This is a genomic window from Pseudomonas sp. P8_241, from assembly GCF_034008315.1.
In the GTDB taxonomy this organism is placed as follows: domain Bacteria; phylum Pseudomonadota; class Gammaproteobacteria; order Pseudomonadales; family Pseudomonadaceae; genus Aquipseudomonas.
The window spans coordinates 551,748-567,183 of the sequence record NZ_CP125377.1 but is presented as its reverse complement, the minus strand read 5'-3'; the positions used below and the strand labels follow the sequence as shown (position 1 = coordinate 567,183).

Below are 15,436 nucleotides of genomic sequence, written 5' to 3'. Positions count from 1 at the left end.
ATTCTTGCTTGAGGTCCTTTAAATATTATGTCCATGACTCCCCGTGAAATCGTCCACGAACTCAATCGCCACATCATCGGCCAGGACGATGCCAAGCGCGCCGTCGCCATTGCTCTGCGTAACCGTTGGCGCCGGATGCAGCTGCCTGAAGAGCTGCGTGTTGAAGTAACACCCAAGAACATCCTGATGATCGGCCCGACCGGTGTTGGTAAAACCGAGATCGCCCGTCGCCTGGCGAAACTGGCCAATGCGCCGTTCATCAAAGTCGAAGCCACCAAATTCACCGAGGTCGGCTATGTAGGTCGCGACGTCGAATCGATCATTCGCGACCTCGCCGATGCCGCCATCAAACTGCTGCGCGAACAGGAAATGGTCAAGGTTCGCCACCGCGCCGAAGACGCCGCTGAGGAGCGTATCCTCGACGCCCTGCTGCCTCCGGCGCGTATGGGTTTCAGCAACGACGACGCCCCGACTGCCGACTCCAACACCCGCCAGCTGTTCCGCAAGCGCCTGCGCGAAGGTCAGCTGGATGACAAGGAGATCGAAATCGAAGTCGCCGAGATGGCCGGCGTCGATATCTCCGCGCCACCGGGCATGGAAGAAATGACCAACCAGCTGCAAAGCCTGTTCGCCAACATGGGCAAGGGCAAGAAGAAAGCCCGCAAGCTCAAGGTCAAGGAAGCGCTGAAACTGGTGCGTGACGAAGAAGCCGGTCGCCTGGTCAACGATGAAGAGTTGAAGGCCAAGGCGCTGGAAGCAGTCGAGCAGCACGGCATCGTGTTCATCGACGAAATCGACAAGGTCGCCAAGCGCGGCAACTCCGGTGGAGTCGATGTGTCCCGCGAAGGCGTACAGCGCGACTTGCTGCCGCTTATCGAAGGTTGCACCGTCAACACCAAACTGGGCATGGTCAAGACCGACCACATCCTGTTCATCGCCTCCGGTGCTTTCCACTTGAGCAAGCCGAGCGACCTGGTGCCCGAGCTGCAAGGCCGTCTGCCGATCCGCGTGGAACTCAAGGCCCTGAGCCCGGAAGACTTCGAGCGCATTCTCAGCGAACCGCATGCGTCGCTTACCGAGCAATATTGCGCGCTGTTGAAAACCGAAGGCCTGGGCATCGAGTTCCTGCCGAGCGGGATCAAGCGCATCGCCGAGATCGCCTGGCAGGTCAACGAGAAAACCGAAAACATCGGTGCCCGCCGTTTGCACACATTGCTCGAACGCCTGCTCGAAGAGGTGTCGTTCAGTGCCGGCGACCTGGCCAGCGCACATGATGACAAGGTGATCCAGATCGACGCCGACTACGTCAACAGTCACCTGGGCGAATTGGCACAGAACGAAGACCTGTCCCGTTATATCCTGTAGGTAATGTGATTCCTTGTAGGAGCCCGGCTTGCCGGCGATGACGCACCCAAGATCGCCATCGCCAGCAAGCCGGCTCCTACAAGGGTCAGATCACGCATACCAACGGATATCCGGCCATGACCCAGCTCCCCACCGACATCAAACTGCACAAAGCCTCAAAAACCCTGTCGCTCAAATACGCGACCGGAGAGGAATACACCCTGCCCGCCGAGTTTCTACGCGTGCACTCCCCCTCCGCCGAGGTCCAGGGCCACGGCAAACCTGTCTTGCAATTTGGCAAGATCAACGTAGGACTGACCAAGGTAGAACCGGCCGGTCAGTATGCAATCAAACTGACGTTCGATGATGGCCACGACAGCGGTCTGTTCACCTGGGAATACCTCTACGAACTGGCGCGGCGTTATGACGCACTCTGGGAAGACTACCTTGCCGAGCTCAAAGCGGCCGGAAAAACCCGCGATCCGAACGAGTCTGTCGTCAAACTGATGCTCTAGTCCGAGCCTCTTGTTCATTAGAAGGCATTTTCTAATTTCATCTGCTTGAATGCTCCGCTCCAGGACCACTGATTGGCCTGCTTGCGAAAAAAATTAAACTCGGGTAACCAATGGAACTGGCAAGTTCCCTGCAGTGCTCTCTGCATTAAAAAAGCAGCGATGCAGTATTAACGGTCACCCCGAGCAGCAGTACCTGGCGTTAGTTGTGAGACTGCACAGCACGACCCGGTACTCGTCTCAGGACAATGGAGCGTCGTAGATGAGTAACAAGAATAACGATGACTTGAAGTATCAAGCCTCCGAAAACACCTTGGGGCTCAATCCTGTCGTTGGACTGCGTGGCAAAGATCTACTGGCTTCAGCTCGTATGGTGCTCAGGCAAGCCGTCAGGCAACCGATTCACAGCGCCAAGCATGTCGCTCATTTCGGCCTTGAACTCAAGAACGTTTTGCTCGGCAAATCCGCGCTGCAACCGACCAACGAAGATCGTCGTTTCGCCGATCCGGCCTGGAGCCAAAACCCGCTCTACAAACGTTATTTGCAGACTTACCTGGCGTGGCGCAAGGAGCTCCACACCTGGATCGACGAAAGCAATCTGCCGGCACAGGATGTCGGTCGCGGGCATTTCGTCATCAACCTCATGACCGAAGCGCTCGCACCGTCCAATACGGCGGCCAACCCTGCAGCAGTCAAACGCTTCTTCGAAACCGGCGGTAAAAGCCTGCTTGACGGCCTTTCCCATCTGGCCAAGGACATCGTGCACAACGGCGGTATGCCGAGCCAGGTCAACATGGGTGCATTTGAGGTCGGCAAGACCCTGGGCGTGACCGAAGGCGCGGTGGTGTTCCGCAACGATGTGCTGGAACTGATCCAGTACAAGCCGAGCACCGAGCAAGTCTATGAGCGCCCACTGCTGGTAGTACCGCCACAGATCAACAAGTTCTACGTTTTCGACCTGAGCCCGGAGAAGAGCCTGGCGCGGTTCTGCCTGCGCAGCAACGTTCAGACATTCATCGTCAGTTGGCGCAACCCGACCAAGGCGCAACGCGAGTGGGGTCTGTCGACTTACATCGAAGCGCTCAAGGAAGCCGTCGACGTGATCACCGCGATCACTGGCAGCAAAGATGTGAACATGCTCGGCGCCTGCTCCGGCGGGATCACCTGCACCGCACTGCTGGGCCACTACGCGGCAATCGGCGAGAAAAAGGTGAACTCCCTGACACTGTTGGTCAGCGTGCTCGACACCACACTGGACAGCGACGTTGCCCTGTTCGTCAACGAGCAGACCCTCGAATCCGCCAAGCGCCATTCCTATCAGGCCGGTGTACTGGAAGGCCGCGACATGGCGAAAGTCTTCGCCTGGATGCGCCCCAACGACCTGATCTGGAACTACTGGGTCAACAACTACCTGTTGGGCAACGAGCCGCCGGTGTTCGACATTCTCTTCTGGAACAACGACACCACTCGCCTGCCTGCCGCGTTCCACGGCGACCTGATCGAAATGTTCAAAAACAATCCATTGATCCGCCCGAACGCACTGGAAGTGTGCGGCACGCCGATCGATCTCAAGCAGGTCACCGCCGACATCTTTGCCTTGGCCGGCACCAGCGACCACATCACTCCGTGGCGCTCCTGCTACAAATCGGCGCAGCTGTTTGGCGGCAAGGTTGAATTCGTGCTGTCCAGCAGCGGGCACATCCAGAGCATCCTGAACCCGCCGGGCAATCCGAAATCGCGCTACATGACCAGCACCGAAATGCCCGTCAACGCTGATGACTGGCAGCTGGAGTCGACCAAACACACCGACTCCTGGTGGCTGCACTGGCAGACCTGGCAGGCCGAGCGTTCGGGCAACCTGAAGAAGGCGCCTTTGAAACTGGGCAACAAGGCCTATCCGGCGGCTGAAGCTGCACCCGGCACCTATGTACATGAGCGGTAACTGACACACCTCGCCCCTTGTAGGAGCGAGCTCGCGATGGACGTCAACGATAACGCGCGCTGTCTGGATGAATGCGTTGCCTTTGCGTTTTTCGCGAGCAAGCTCGCTCCTACAGGGGATCGGGGAAGAATTTAAAAACGCGACCCACAGGGCCCCGAAGCATGCCGCAACCCTTTATATTCCGTACCGTCGAGCTGGATGGCCAGACGCTCCGCACGGCGGTACGCCCCGGCAAGCCTCACTTGACGCCCTTGCTGATATTCAACGGCATCGGCGCCAACCTGGAGCTGGTGTTTCCGTTCATCGCGGCGCTCGACCCGGACCTGGAAGTCATCGCTTTCGACGTACCCGGTGTCGGCGGCTCGTCGACACCGCGCCGGCCTTATCGCTTTCCCGGCCTGGCAAAACTCACGGCGCGAATGCTCGACTATCTCGATTACGGGCAAGTCAACGTGATCGGAGTGTCTTGGGGTGGTGCCCTCGCTCAGCAGTTTGCCTTTGACTATCCAGAGCGCTGCAAGAAGCTGGTACTGGCTGCCACGGCGGCCGGTGCGGTGATGGTGCCGGGCAAGCCGAAGGTGCTGTGGCTGATGGCCAGCCCGCGGCGCTACATTCAGCCGTCCCACGTGATCCGGATTGCGCCGTTGATTTACGGTGGTTCGTTCCGTCGCGATCCGACCCTGGCAGCCAGCCACGCCGCCAAAGTGCGCTCGGCAGGCAAACTCGGTTACTACTGGCAACTGTTCGCCGGCGTCGGCTGGACCAGTATCCACTGGCTGCACAAGATCAATCAGCCGACCCTGGTGCTGGCGGGCGATGATGACCCACTGATCCCGCTGATCAACATGCGCGTTTTGGCCTGGCGGATTCCCAATGCCCAGCTGCACATTATCGACGACGGGCATTTGTTCCTGATTACCCGGGCCGAAGCGGTCGCCCCGATCATCATGAAATTCCTGGAAGAGGAGCGACAGCGCGCGGTGATGCATCCGCATCCAGCGCCATTGGGCGGCTAAACCTTGCAGTAAGGGAACGGCAGGACGCCGCGCCGCGCAACAACCCATTACAGCGTCTATGGTGTTCTGGTTCGGTATTTGTATTTGGCCTGAAGACGAAGGAGTGTTGAGTCATGCGCGATAAACCAGCGAGGGAGTCTCTACCCCCTCCCGCCACGTTCATCAACGCACAAAGTGCGATCACCGGTCTGCGCGGCCGGGATCTGCTGTCGACTCTGCGCAGTGTGGCCGCTCATGGTTTGCGCAACCCGGTGCACACCGCGCGACATGCCTTGAAACTGAGCGGACAACTGGGTCGTGTGCTGCTGGGCGATACCCTGCACCCGACCAACCCGCAGGATGCGCGCTTCGCTGACCCGGCATGGAGCCTGAACCCGTTTTACCGTCGCAGCCTGCAGGCGTATCTGAGCTGGCAGAAACAAGTCAAACAGTGGATCGACGAGAGCAATATGAGCCCGGACGACCGCGCCCGCGCTCACTTCGCCTTTGCCTTGCTCAACGATGCCGTGTCGCCCTCCAACACCCTGCTCAATCCGCTGGCGATCAAGGAAATCTTCAACTCCGGCGGCAATAGCCTGGTGCGCGGCATCAGCCACCTGGTAGACGACTTTCTGCACAACGACGGCCTGCCACGACAAGTCACCAAGCACTCGTTCGAGGTCGGCAAAACAGTCGCCACCACCGCCGGCGCGGTGGTGTTTCGCAATGAACTGCTGGAGCTGATCCAATACAAGCCCATGAGCGAAAAGCAGTACTCCAAGCCCCTGTTGGTGGTGCCACCGCAGATCAACAAGTACTACATTTTTGATCTGAGCCCGCACAACAGTTTCGTCCAGTACGCACTCAAGAACAGCCTGCAGACATTCGTGATCAGTTGGCGCAACCCTGATGTGCGCCACCGTGAATGGGGTCTGTCGACTTACGTCGAGGCCGTGGAAGAAGCCATGAACGTCTGCCGGGCCATCACCGGCGCCCGTGAGGTCAACCTGATGGGCGCCTGTGCCGGCGGGCTGACCATTGCCGCGCTGCAGGGGCACTTGCAGGCCAAGCGGCAACTGCGCCGGGTCTCCAGCGCGACGTATCTGGTGAGCTTGCTCGACAGCCAAATGGATTCGCCTGCCACACTGTTCGCCGACGAACAAACCCTGGAAGCCGCCAAGCGCCGCTCCTACCAGAAAGGTGTGCTGGACGGGCGGGACATGGCCAAGGTGTTCGCCTGGATGCGCCCCAACGATTTGATCTGGAGCTACTTCGTCAACAATTACCTGTTGGGAAAAGAGCCGCCAGCATTCGACATCCTCTACTGGAACAACGACAACACACGCCTGCCCGCCGCCCTGCACGGCGATTTGCTGGACTTCTTCAAGCACAACCCGCTGGGCCATCCGGGCGGTCTCGAAGTCTGTGGCACACCGATAGATTTACAGAAGGTGACCGTCGACAGCTTCAGCGTTGCCGGCATCAACGATCACATTACGCCGTGGGATGCGGTGTATCGTTCAACGCTGCTACTCGGTGGCGACCGTCGTTTTGTGCTGTCCAACAGCGGCCACATACAAAGCATTCTAAACCCGCCGAACAATCCGAAAGCCAACTATGTCGAGGGCGCAAAGCTGAGCAGCGACCCACGGGCCTGGTTCTACGACGCCAAGCAAGTCGAGGGCAGCTGGTGGGGCCAATGGCTCGGCTGGATCCAGGAGCGCTCCGGCGCGCAAAAAGAAACGCACACGGCGCTGGGCAACCAGAATTATCCACCGATGGAGGCGGCACCTGGCACTTACGTGCGCGTGCGCTGACGTTAAACGAGCCACGGCGGCTGCCTGCCGTGGCATGACCCGATCAATAAGAAGACTGGATGAAAACCCGCGACCGGATCCTCGAATGTGCCCTGAGTTTGTTCAACGAGAAGGGCGAACCGAATGTCTCCACCATGGAAGTTGCCAACGAAATGGGCATCAGCCCGGGCAACCTCTACTACCACTTCCACGGTAAGGAACCGCTGATTCTCGGGCTTTTCGAGCGCTTTCAAAACGAACTCGCGCCACTGCTCGATCCACCGGCCGATGTCGAATTGGCACCTGAGGACTACTGGCTGTTCTTGCACCTGATCGTCGAACGCCTGTCCCACTACCGGTTTCTGTTCCAGGACCTGTCGAACCTCGCAGGACGTCTGCCGAAACTGGCCAAGGGCATTCGCAACCTGCTCAATTCCCTCAAGCGCACACTGGCGTCGTTGCTGGCGCGCTTACAGGCGCAAGGGTTGCTGGTCAGTGAGACCCAGGCGCTGGGGCAACTGGTGGAGCAAATCACCCTGACGTTGCTGTTTTCACTGGACTATCAGCGAATCCTCGGCCGCGAAGGTGAAGTGCGACTGGTGATTTACCAGATCATGATGCTGGTGGCGCCGCACCTGCTTGCGTCGATGAAAGTGGCGACCGAACAGATGGCGATGGAGTACCTTGAAGACCAATGAGATCTGTAGGAGCTGCCGAAGGCTGCGATCTTTTTCTGCACAAACAAAAACGCCCGACCTTTACAGGCCGGGCGTTTTCTTGAGCCCTGAGAATCAGGACTGACTGGTTGGCGTCGATGGAGCTGGCGCGGCAGTCGGGGTTACAGCAGGGGTCGGCGCGGACGCAGAGTTCGACGAACTGGCTGCAGGTGCCGGGGCTGCCGGTTTGGCGGCAGCCACTGCTGGTTTTGGCGCAGCAGCTTTCGGTGCAGCCGGCTTTTTCACAGCTGGTTTTTTCGCCGCAGCAGGTTTGGCCGCAGCAGGTTTGGCCGCTGCAGTTTTGGCCGCAGGTTTAGCTGCTGGCTTGGCAGCCGGTTTAGCGGCGGCTTTCGCGGCAGCTGGTTTGGCCGCTGGCTTGGCTGCAGCAGGTTTTGCTGCCGCTGTCTTGGCCGCTGGTTTTGCAGCTGCTTTAGCCAGTGGTTTTGCCGCGGTTTTGGCGGCTGGTTTGGCTGCTGCAGTTTTCGCCGCAACAGGCGCAACCTTGGCGCCGGTCAGTTTTTCGATTTGCTTGGTCAGGGTATCGACCTTGCTGTGCAGAGCCTTGACTTCGTTGCGGCTCGGCACGCCCAGGCGCGAAATGGCGCTGTTCAGGCGCTTGTCGAAAGCCCCTTCCAGCTCATCCCACTTGCCCAGTGCGCGATCTTTCACGCCGCTGATGCGCGACTTGGCGGAAGAAGCGGAATCCTTGACGTCGTCGACCTTGTTGCCAACAGCGCTCTTGGCGAGCTTCTCGGCTTTCTCGCCGTCTTTAACGAGTGTATCGAAGAGCTTGCTGCCGTCAGTGTCGATCTTCGAGTACACGCCCAAGCCAGCCAGCCAGATTTTGCGGGAGTAGTCTTCGACTTTCCCGATCCACGAGCTGCCTTCTTTGTCAGTATTCTTTTTGCCAGCCATCCCGTTCTCCTTAAGATTTACGCGCGACACGTTCGAGCAATGCCGTCAGCTCATCGAGCTTAGCAGAGAGTGTCTCAACGTCATGTTTAGACGGAATACCGATACGATTCAAGGCACTTGCGACACGCGTGTCGAACGCCTTCTCGACTTTGTCGAGTTGAACTTCGACGCGACCTTTGAAAGTGCTCACTTCGGTCTTGGCTTCATCGATCTCGGCATTCGCCGCTTCGAGTTTTTCAGCGACTACTTTTTTGCCATTTTTTTCAACAACTTGACCAGCCTTGATCAGCTCTTGAAAGTACTCGCTACCCTCTTGGCCGACCTTGGTGTAGGCACCCAGGCCTGCCAGCCAGATCTTGCGGGCATAGGATTTGACGTCGCCCAGAGCAGTGGTCGATGCGTCGATTTTTTTCTTCAGAATAACTTTGGCCATGGTGCACCTCACGCGCAGAAGGTTTGAGGAACTGCCCGCAAGAAGTGTCGGGCTTGGGCACAAAGGTAGGGAGAAAAATTAGAAACGGCACCCTAACAACTGACATGGACAGAGGGTTGCCTCTGACTGTAGGAGCAAGCTTGCTCGCGATGGCATCACCTCGGTGCAACTGAAATACCGAGTTGCCTGCATCGCGAGCAAGCTTGCTCCTACAAGAGCGCGTTTATGCGAGGGCTTTATCCAGCGCCTTTTCGATTTCCGCTTTGATCATGCCGCTCATGGCCGACATCATCAGGCCCAACTCCACATCGACCTTGATCGAATCTTCGCTGACATGTACCGCACCTTTCACGCCCGAACGCTTGAGGTTCAGGGTGTCGCCGGACCATTGCGGCTCCAGGCCATACTGGTCGGAAAGTTTCTGCGCCAACTGGTCGGCCTTCTCGCGGGCCGCTTCCTTGCCCAGGCCGTGGGCACGCTCAACACTAATACGGGCCATTGAATGACTCCTGCTTTATGAATGCCTGTTCGGTAAATCTTGACCGCCGCTGCGGCAAAACGTCCCGAGGTTGATCCATCTTACCTTCAGCCTTGCCAAGACAAAGCATCCCTTGGGGATTAGAATGTCGCGCATTCTCTTTTGGTGACAGCGATATGACTGATCAGCGCAAAGGCAGCGATGCCGAACCCACCACTCACTTCGGCTTCAAAAACGTTCCGGAAAGCCAGAAAGCGGAAAAAGTCGCTGAGGTTTTTCATTCGGTAGCCGCCAAGTACGACCTGATGAACGACCTTCTGTCGGGCGGCATGCACCGTCTGTGGAAGCGCTTTGCGATCGAATTGTCGGGCGTTCGTGCCGGCAACCGAGTGCTCGACATCGCGGGCGGCACCGGTGACCTGACCAAAAAATTCTCGCACCTGGTAGGCCCGACCGGCCAGGTCGTGTTGGCCGACATCAACGAATCCATGCTCAAGGTCGGTCGCGACCGCCTGCTGGATCTGGGTGTGGCCGGCAATGTCGAGTTCGTTCAGGCCGACGCTGAAAAGCTGCCGTTCCCGGACAACCATTTCGACTGCGTGACCATCGCTTTCGGCCTGCGCAACGTCACGCACAAGGAAGACGCCCTGCGCTCCATGCTGCGTGTACTCAAGCCGGGCGGGCGCTTGCTGGTGCTGGAATTCTCCAAGCCGACCAACGCACTGATGTCCAAGGCATACGACGCTTACTCGTTCGCCTTCATGCCATTGATGGGCAAGCTGATCACCAACGACTCGGAAAGTTATCGCTACCTGGCCGAATCGATCCGCATGCATCCGAATCAGGAAACCCTGAAGTCGATGATGGTGGAAGCCGGTTTCGACCGCGTCACTTATCACAACATGACTGCAGGCATCGTCGCCCTGCACCGCGGCATCAAGCCCTGATGTTGCTCGCCGGCCTGCTCGCCAGCGTTGAACTCGGCCTGAACCGGGTGTTGCGCCTTGACAGCACGGCGTTGCCGCGGCTCGCGCATTTGACCGGCAAAGTGATTGCCGTCGACTGCCGGGGCCCGGCGCTGCAATTGTTCATCCTGCCCAGCGACGAAGGTCTGATGCTCGCCTCCCAGTGGGAAACCGGCGCCGACTGCACATTGCGCGCACCGGCTTCGAGCCTGTTGAAACTGGCGATGAGCAAGGACAAGACTTCCGTTTTGCATGGCCCGCAAGTCGAACTCGACGGCGACAGCGGCGTGCTGCTGGAGCTGGCGGCAATCCTTCAGGACCTGGAGCTGGACTGGGAGTACGAACTCTCGCGCTGGCTCGGCCCGGTGGCCACGCAACTGGTCGGCGGTCATTTGCGCAGTCGCGCCCGCTGGTATCAGCAAGGATTTGCCAGTCTGGGCCAGAACCTGGGCGAATACCTGGCCGAAGAATCGCGCACCCTTGTCGGTCAGCGCGAAGCCGAAGCCCGATTCAGTGAACTGGACCAGATCAAGCTCGATCTGGAACGTCTCGAGGCGCGTTTCGAGCGCCTTTCCCGATCCCTCGACCCAAGCGATAACGCATGAAGCTGCTTGCCGTCCGCCGTTTGTTGCGCATCCAGCGCGTCGTGATCCGCTACCGCCTCGATGACCTGCTGTTCGCCCTGCCATTGCCCTGGTTCCTGCGGGCGCTGCGTTATGCCTTGCCGTGGCGCTGGTTCCCGCGCAAGACCCTGGACCTGAGCCGTGGCGCGCGCTTGCGTCTGGCGTTGCAGGACCTGGGGCCGATCTTCATCAAGTTCGGACAGATCCTGTCCACCCGCCGCGACCTGCTGCCGGAAGACATCGCCGATGAGCTGATGAAACTCCAGGACCGCGTGCCGCCGTTCGATTCGCAGGTGTCGGTCAAGTTGATCGAAGAACAACTCGGCAAGAAGATCAGCGAAGTGTTCAGCCGTTTCGACGTCGAACCACTGGCCTCGGCTTCGGTGGCTCAGGTACACGCCGCGCAACTGAAAACCGGCGAAGAAGTCGTCGTCAAAGTGATTCGTCCGGGCCTCAAACCGATCATCGCCCAGGATCTGGCGTGGCTGTTCATCCTCGCCCGCGCCGCCGAAAAACTCTCGGCCGATGCGCGCCTGCTGCACCCGGTGGACGTGGTCAGCGACTACGAAAAAACCATCTACGACGAACTCGACCTGCTGCGCGAAGCGGCCAACGCCAGCCAGTTGAAGCGTAACTTCGAAGGCTCACCGCTGCTGTACGTGCCACAGGTCTACTGGGACTGGTGCCGGCCGAAAGTGCTGGTGATGGAGCGAATCTACGGCATCCAGGTCACCGATCTGACGACCCTGGCCGACCAGCGCACCGACATGAAGATGCTCGCTGAACGCGGCGTGGAGATCTTCTTCACCCAGGTGTTCCGCGACAGCTTCTTCCATGCCGATATGCACCCCGGCAATATCTTCGTCAGCACCGTGAGCCCGTGGAGCCCGCAATACATTGCGATCGACTGCGGTATCGTCGGCAGCCTGACGCCGGAAGACCAGGACTACCTGGCGCGCAACCTGTTTGCCTTCTTCAAGCGCGATTACCGTCGTGTAGCGCAGCTGCACATCGATTCGGGCTGGGTGCCGGCGGAAACCAAGCTCAACGAATTCGAAGCGGCAATCCGCACCGTGTGCGAGCCGATCTTCGAAAAACCGTTAAAAGATATTTCCTTCGGCCAGGTGCTAATGCGCCTGTTCCAGACGGCGCGCCGCTTCAACATGGAAGTGCAGCCGCAGCTTGTTCTCTTGCAGAAAACCCTGTTGAACATCGAAGGTCTGGGCCGTCAGTTGTATCCGGAGCTTGACCTGTGGAACACCGCGCAACCGTTCCTGGAGCGCTGGATGCGCGAGCGCGTCAGCCCCAAAGCCCTGCTCGGCAACGTGCAGAGCCAGTTTGAACAACTGCCGCATCTGGCCAACATGGCCCGCGACCTGCTCGAACGCATGTCCCAGCCCCACGCCTACGACCCGCCACCACCGTGGCACCGACGCCGCGACGACTGGTTCCTGCGCCTGCTCGGCACCGCGCACCTGGCCGGTGGCGCCATCCTAGCCGCTGGTGGGCCATTGAACCAGTTGGCCTATTGGCCCGCCGGCATCATGATGGCCGTGGGTTTGTATCTGGTCGTTCGCCGATAGCCAGTTGTGTGAACGACTGGCACACTGTTTCAACGCCTGAGCTCGACTATTGAAGTGTGGGGCTCACTGTCGGAGTCAAAGATGAAAAACTGGCTGGACGAGATCAAGTGGGATGCCGACGGCCTGGTGCCGGCGATTGCCCAGGATTACAAGACCGGGCGCGTCCTCATGATGGCCTGGATGAACCGCGAAGCACTGGAACTGACCGCTACCGAGAACCGTGCCATTTACTGGTCGCGTTCCCGTGGCAAGCTGTGGCGCAAGGGCGAAGAGTCCGGTCATGTGCAAACCCTGCACGAGATGCGCCTGGACTGCGACGCCGACGTCATCATCCTGATGGTCGAGCAGATCGGCGACATCGCCTGCCATACCGGCCGTCAGAGCTGCTTCTACCGCGTCTATGAGAACGGCGACTGGACAACAGTCGACCCGGTCCTGAAAGATCCGCACGCCATCTATTCCGCAGGACACAAACATGAGTGACACTCTGACCCGTCTGGCCGAGGTACTGGAGGAGCGCAAAGGCGCCGCCGCCGACAGCTCGTATGTCGCCAGCCTGTACCACAAGGGCTTGAACAAGATTCTGGAAAAAGTCGGCGAAGAGTCGGTCGAAACCATCATTGCCGCCAAGGACGCCGCCGTCAGCGGTGACTGCAGTGATGTGATCTACGAAACCGCCGATTTGTGGTTCCACAGCATGGTCATGCTCGCCCAACTGGGGCAGCATCCTCAGGCTGTACTCGATGAACTGGACCGTCGCTTCGGTCTGTCCGGGCACGCCGAGAAAGCCTCGCGACCGTCCGCCTGAATAACTATTAGAGAGGAGCAGCAACATGGGCATTTTTGACTGGAAACACTGGATCGTCATCCTGGTTGTTGTCGTACTGGTGTTCGGCACCAAGAAACTGAAAAACCTCGGCACTGATGTCGGCGAGTCGATCAAAGGCTTTCGCAAGGCCATGAACGATGACGAAAAGCCGGCCGACCCGAACGCGACCCCGGCGCAACCGGTTCCGCCTGTTCAGCCACAAGCCTCTGTGAACCAGCCGCACACCATTGACGTGCAGGCGCAGAAAGTCGAAGAGCCGATCCGCAAAGACGTGTGAGCACTGACTAATGTTTGGTATCAGCTTCTCTGAACTGCTGCTTGTCGGCCTCGTCGCCCTGCTGGTGCTGGGTCCCGAGCGCCTGCCGGGCGCAGCGCGCACCGCCGGCCTGTGGGTCGGGCGCCTGAAGCGCAGCTTCAACGCGATCAAACAGGAAGTTGAACGGGAAATCGGTGCTGACGAAATTCGTCGGCAACTGCACAACGAACACATCCTGTCGCTTGAGCAGGAAGCGCGGAAGATCTTCACGCCGACCCAGCAAGAACCGACGCCTGTCGAGCACGTGGGCGAGCAGACGATTCAAACGCCTGCCGCAGCAGTCCCACCGACACCTGCTCCGATAGCGGAACCTGCGCCGGCAGTGGCAGCGATGCCGGTTGAACCCGTTGCTCCAGCCGCCGCGCCGACAACGCCAGCGCCTACTGACACCACTTTGCCGCCGCGAGCCCCATGAGCGATCTCCCTGAAAACGACCAGCACATGCCGCTGGTTTCGCATCTCACCGAGTTGCGTACCCGTCTGCTGCGTTGCGTAGCGGCGATCTTTATCATCTTTGCCGGGCTGTTTGCTTTCACCCAGCAGATCTACACCTTTGTCTCGACGCCGCTGCGTGCCTATCTGCCCGCCGGCGCGACGATGATTGCCACCGATGTGTCGTCACCATTCCTGACGCCACTGAAGCTGACCATGATGGTTTCGCTGTTCCTGGCGATCCCGGTGATCCTGCATCAGATCTGGGGCTTCATCGCTCCAGGCCTGTACAAGCATGAAAAACGCATCGCCGTGCCCTTGCTGGTCTCCAGCATCTTTTTGTTCTACGCCGGCATGGCCTTCGCCTATTTCCTGGTGTTCCCGCTGATCTTCAAGTTCTTCGCCGCCGCCACCCCGGCCGGCGTGGAAATGATGACCGACATCACCAGCTACCTCGACTTCGTCATGACGCTGTTCTTCGCCTTCGGCGTGGCGTTCGAAATCCCGGTGGCCGTGGTGCTGCTGGTGTGGATCGGCGTGGTCGACGTTAAGTACCTGAAGAAAATCCGCCCATACGTGATCATCGGCTGCTTCGTGGTCGGCATGATCCTGACTCCGCCGGACATCTTCTCGCAGACCCTGCTGGCCATACCGATGTGGATGCTGTTCGAAGTCGGCATCCTGTTTGGCAGCCTGATCAGTAAGCGTGGCGAGCATCCGGACGATCAAACGGCTGACGATCACAACGACCAGCCACCAGCGACCCAAGCGTGAACCTGCTGCTCCTCGAAGAGGCCGATTTCATTGCGGCCGACCGGGCGATCCTGCGTGATCGCCGGTTGACGCACATGCAGGAAGTTCACCGCTGTGAAGTCGGCGACAGCATGCGCGTCGGGCGAATCGGCGGGCTGATGGGCTCGGCCGAAGTGCTGCGTCTGGACGCCGATGAAGCCGAACTGCGCGTCACCCTCGATCAACCGCCTCCGGCCAAGCTGCCGCTGACACTGGTGCTGGCCCTGCCGCGGCCCAAAATGCTGCGCAGGGTGTTTCAGACCGTGGCGGCCATGGGTGTGCCGCGGATCATGCTGGTCAACAGCTATCGCGTCGAGAAGAGCTTCTGGCAGACACCGTTCCTTGAGCCTGAAGCGATTCGCGAACAGCTGATTCTTGGCCTCGAACAGGCCCGGGACACCGTGCTGCCGGAAGTCATGATCGAGAAACGCTTCAAACCATTCGTTGAAGACCGCCTGCCCGCAATCGCCGAAGGCACGCTCGGTCTGGTTGGCCACCCCGGCAACTACCCACCCTGCCCCCGCGCCCTCAGCGAACCGGTAACCCTCGCCATCGGCCCGGAAGGTGGCTGGATTCCTTACGAGATCGACTTGCTGGGCAAATCCGGCCTGCAAGCGGTGCAACTGGGCGATCGAATCCTGCGCGTCGAAACCGCCGTGACCGCCCTGCTGGCACGGCTGTTCTAACCAACACCACCCCCGTAGGAGCAGCCGCAGGCTGCGATCTCTTGATCTTGAACAATCAAAGTCGAAAGATCGCAGCCTT

At 59.3% G+C, this 15,436-nt stretch carries 18 protein-coding genes; 15 read left to right on the top strand and 3 right to left on the bottom strand.

Going from position 1 to position 15,436, the window contains the following annotated elements:
* Positions 1-27: 27 nt before the first annotated feature.
* From hslU to QMK58_RS02530, 6 genes are all read left to right on the top strand, one after another.
* Positions 28-1,365, top strand: a complete 1,338-nt coding sequence (gene hslU, locus QMK58_RS02555; protein ID WP_053153350.1) for an HslU--HslV peptidase ATPase subunit — start codon at positions 28-30, stop codon at positions 1,363-1,365.
* 116 nt (positions 1,366-1,481) lie between these two features.
* Positions 1,482-1,859, top strand: coding sequence for a gamma-butyrobetaine hydroxylase-like domain-containing protein (locus QMK58_RS02550; RefSeq protein ID WP_053153347.1), 378 nt, complete (start codon positions 1,482-1,484; stop codon positions 1,857-1,859).
* A gap of 259 nt (positions 1,860-2,118) precedes the next feature.
* Positions 2,119-3,798, top strand: a complete 1,680-nt coding sequence (gene phaC / locus QMK58_RS02545) for a class II poly(R)-hydroxyalkanoic acid synthase (protein ID WP_320395829.1) — start codon at positions 2,119-2,121, stop codon at positions 3,796-3,798.
* 161 nt (positions 3,799-3,959) lie between these two features.
* Positions 3,960-4,814: a poly(3-hydroxyalkanoate) depolymerase gene (gene phaZ / locus QMK58_RS02540; protein ID WP_053153339.1), complete on the top strand. Its 855-nt coding sequence runs from the start codon at positions 3,960-3,962 to the stop codon at positions 4,812-4,814.
* 113 nt (positions 4,815-4,927) lie between these two features.
* Positions 4,928-6,610, top strand: coding sequence for a class II poly(R)-hydroxyalkanoic acid synthase (phaC, locus tag QMK58_RS02535; protein WP_053153336.1), 1,683 nt, complete (start codon positions 4,928-4,930; stop codon positions 6,608-6,610).
* A gap of 59 nt (positions 6,611-6,669) precedes the next feature.
* A complete protein-coding gene (locus tag QMK58_RS02530; protein ID WP_053153333.1) occupies positions 6,670-7,287 on the top strand; it encodes a TetR/AcrR family transcriptional regulator in 618 nt (205 codons plus the stop codon).
* Positions 7,288-7,380: 93 nt separating this feature from the next.
* On the opposite strand, the gene QMK58_RS02525 is transcribed toward QMK58_RS02530, so the two are convergent.
* The 3 genes from QMK58_RS02525 to QMK58_RS02515 form a co-directional block, all read right to left on the bottom strand.
* A complete protein-coding gene (locus QMK58_RS02525; protein ID WP_320395828.1) occupies positions 7,381-8,220 on the bottom strand; it encodes a phasin family protein in 840 nt (279 codons plus the stop codon).
* Between the two features lie 10 nt (positions 8,221-8,230).
* Complete coding sequence (locus tag QMK58_RS02520) at positions 8,231-8,653, bottom strand: phasin family protein (RefSeq protein WP_053153327.1); 423 nt, start codon at positions 8,651-8,653, stop codon at positions 8,231-8,233.
* A 223-nt stretch (positions 8,654-8,876) separates the two neighbouring features.
* Positions 8,877-9,152: a polyhydroxyalkanoic acid system family protein gene (locus QMK58_RS02515; protein ID WP_053153322.1), complete on the bottom strand. Its 276-nt coding sequence runs from the start codon at positions 9,150-9,152 to the stop codon at positions 8,877-8,879.
* Positions 9,153-9,307: 155 nt separating this feature from the next.
* Here QMK58_RS02515 and ubiE point away from each other — a divergent pair, with 155 nt between their 5' ends.
* The 9 genes from ubiE (at position 9,308) to QMK58_RS02470 (ending at position 15,357) form a co-directional block, all read left to right on the top strand.
* Positions 9,308-10,078, top strand: a complete 771-nt coding sequence (gene ubiE / locus QMK58_RS02510) for a bifunctional demethylmenaquinone methyltransferase/2-methoxy-6-polyprenyl-1,4-benzoquinol methylase UbiE (protein WP_053153319.1) — start codon at positions 9,308-9,310, stop codon at positions 10,076-10,078.
* Positions 10,078-10,701, top strand: a complete 624-nt coding sequence (locus QMK58_RS02505) for an SCP2 domain-containing protein (RefSeq protein ID WP_320395827.1) — start codon at positions 10,078-10,080, stop codon at positions 10,699-10,701. The genes ubiE and QMK58_RS02505 overlap by 1 nt, the downstream gene beginning before the upstream one ends.
* A complete protein-coding gene (gene ubiB, locus QMK58_RS02500; protein WP_320395826.1) occupies positions 10,698-12,302 on the top strand; it encodes a ubiquinone biosynthesis regulatory protein kinase UbiB in 1,605 nt (534 codons plus the stop codon). The genes QMK58_RS02505 and ubiB overlap by 4 nt, the downstream gene beginning before the upstream one ends.
* Before the next feature lie 81 nt (positions 12,303-12,383).
* On the top strand, positions 12,384-12,785 hold the full coding sequence (hisI, locus tag QMK58_RS02495) for a phosphoribosyl-AMP cyclohydrolase (RefSeq protein WP_053153310.1): 402 nt from the start codon (positions 12,384-12,386) through the stop codon (positions 12,783-12,785).
* Positions 12,778-13,110, top strand: a complete 333-nt coding sequence (locus QMK58_RS02490; RefSeq protein ID WP_007975564.1) for a phosphoribosyl-ATP diphosphatase — start codon at positions 12,778-12,780, stop codon at positions 13,108-13,110. The genes hisI and QMK58_RS02490 overlap by 8 nt, the downstream gene beginning before the upstream one ends.
* Positions 13,111-13,135: 25 nt before the next feature.
* Complete coding sequence (locus tag QMK58_RS02485; RefSeq protein WP_053153307.1) at positions 13,136-13,408, top strand: twin-arginine translocase TatA/TatE family subunit; 273 nt, start codon at positions 13,136-13,138, stop codon at positions 13,406-13,408.
* Positions 13,409-13,418: 10 nt separating this feature from the next.
* Positions 13,419-13,862: a Sec-independent protein translocase protein TatB gene (gene tatB / locus QMK58_RS02480; protein WP_053153304.1), complete on the top strand. Its 444-nt coding sequence runs from the start codon at positions 13,419-13,421 to the stop codon at positions 13,860-13,862.
* Positions 13,859-14,653 carry a twin-arginine translocase subunit TatC gene (gene tatC / locus QMK58_RS02475; protein WP_053153300.1) on the top strand — a complete coding sequence of 265 codons (795 nt, stop codon included), beginning with the start codon at positions 13,859-13,861 and terminating at the stop codon, positions 14,651-14,653. Before tatB ends, tatC begins: the two co-directional genes overlap by 4 nt.
* Positions 14,650-15,357, top strand: coding sequence for a 16S rRNA (uracil(1498)-N(3))-methyltransferase (locus tag QMK58_RS02470; protein ID WP_053153297.1), 708 nt, complete (start codon positions 14,650-14,652; stop codon positions 15,355-15,357). The genes tatC and QMK58_RS02470 overlap by 4 nt, the downstream gene beginning before the upstream one ends.
* Positions 15,358-15,436 lie beyond the last annotated feature (79 nt).

Bases quoted from the DNA above. Each gene is read 5' to 3' on its own strand.
- hslU (WP_053153350.1), top strand. From the start codon at position 28: ATGTCCATGACTCCCCGTGAAATCGTCCACGAACTCAATCGCCACATC.
- QMK58_RS02550 (WP_053153347.1), top strand. From the start codon at position 1,482: ATGACCCAGCTCCCCACCGACATCAAACTGCACAAAGCCTCAAAAACC.
- phaC (WP_320395829.1), top strand. From the start codon at position 2,119: ATGAGTAACAAGAATAACGATGACTTGAAGTATCAAGCCTCCGAAAAC.
- phaZ (WP_053153339.1), top strand. From the start codon at position 3,960: ATGCCGCAACCCTTTATATTCCGTACCGTCGAGCTGGATGGCCAGACG.
- phaC (WP_053153336.1), top strand. From the start codon at position 4,928: ATGCGCGATAAACCAGCGAGGGAGTCTCTACCCCCTCCCGCCACGTTC.
- QMK58_RS02530 (WP_053153333.1), top strand. From the start codon at position 6,670: ATGAAAACCCGCGACCGGATCCTCGAATGTGCCCTGAGTTTGTTCAAC.
- QMK58_RS02525 (WP_320395828.1), bottom strand. From the start codon at position 8,220: ATGGCTGGCAAAAAGAATACTGACAAAGAAGGCAGCTCGTGGATCGGG.
- QMK58_RS02520 (WP_053153327.1), bottom strand. From the start codon at position 8,653: ATGGCCAAAGTTATTCTGAAGAAAAAAATCGACGCATCGACCACTGCT.
- QMK58_RS02515 (WP_053153322.1), bottom strand. From the start codon at position 9,152: ATGGCCCGTATTAGTGTTGAGCGTGCCCACGGCCTGGGCAAGGAAGCG.
- ubiE (WP_053153319.1), top strand. From the start codon at position 9,308: ATGACTGATCAGCGCAAAGGCAGCGATGCCGAACCCACCACTCACTTC.
- QMK58_RS02505 (WP_320395827.1), top strand. From the start codon at position 10,078: ATGTTGCTCGCCGGCCTGCTCGCCAGCGTTGAACTCGGCCTGAACCGG.
- ubiB (WP_320395826.1), top strand. From the start codon at position 10,698: ATGAAGCTGCTTGCCGTCCGCCGTTTGTTGCGCATCCAGCGCGTCGTG.
- hisI (WP_053153310.1), top strand. From the start codon at position 12,384: ATGAAAAACTGGCTGGACGAGATCAAGTGGGATGCCGACGGCCTGGTG.
- QMK58_RS02490 (WP_007975564.1), top strand. From the start codon at position 12,778: ATGAGTGACACTCTGACCCGTCTGGCCGAGGTACTGGAGGAGCGCAAA.
- QMK58_RS02485 (WP_053153307.1), top strand. From the start codon at position 13,136: ATGGGCATTTTTGACTGGAAACACTGGATCGTCATCCTGGTTGTTGTC.
- tatB (WP_053153304.1), top strand. From the start codon at position 13,419: ATGTTTGGTATCAGCTTCTCTGAACTGCTGCTTGTCGGCCTCGTCGCC.
- tatC (WP_053153300.1), top strand. From the start codon at position 13,859: ATGAGCGATCTCCCTGAAAACGACCAGCACATGCCGCTGGTTTCGCAT.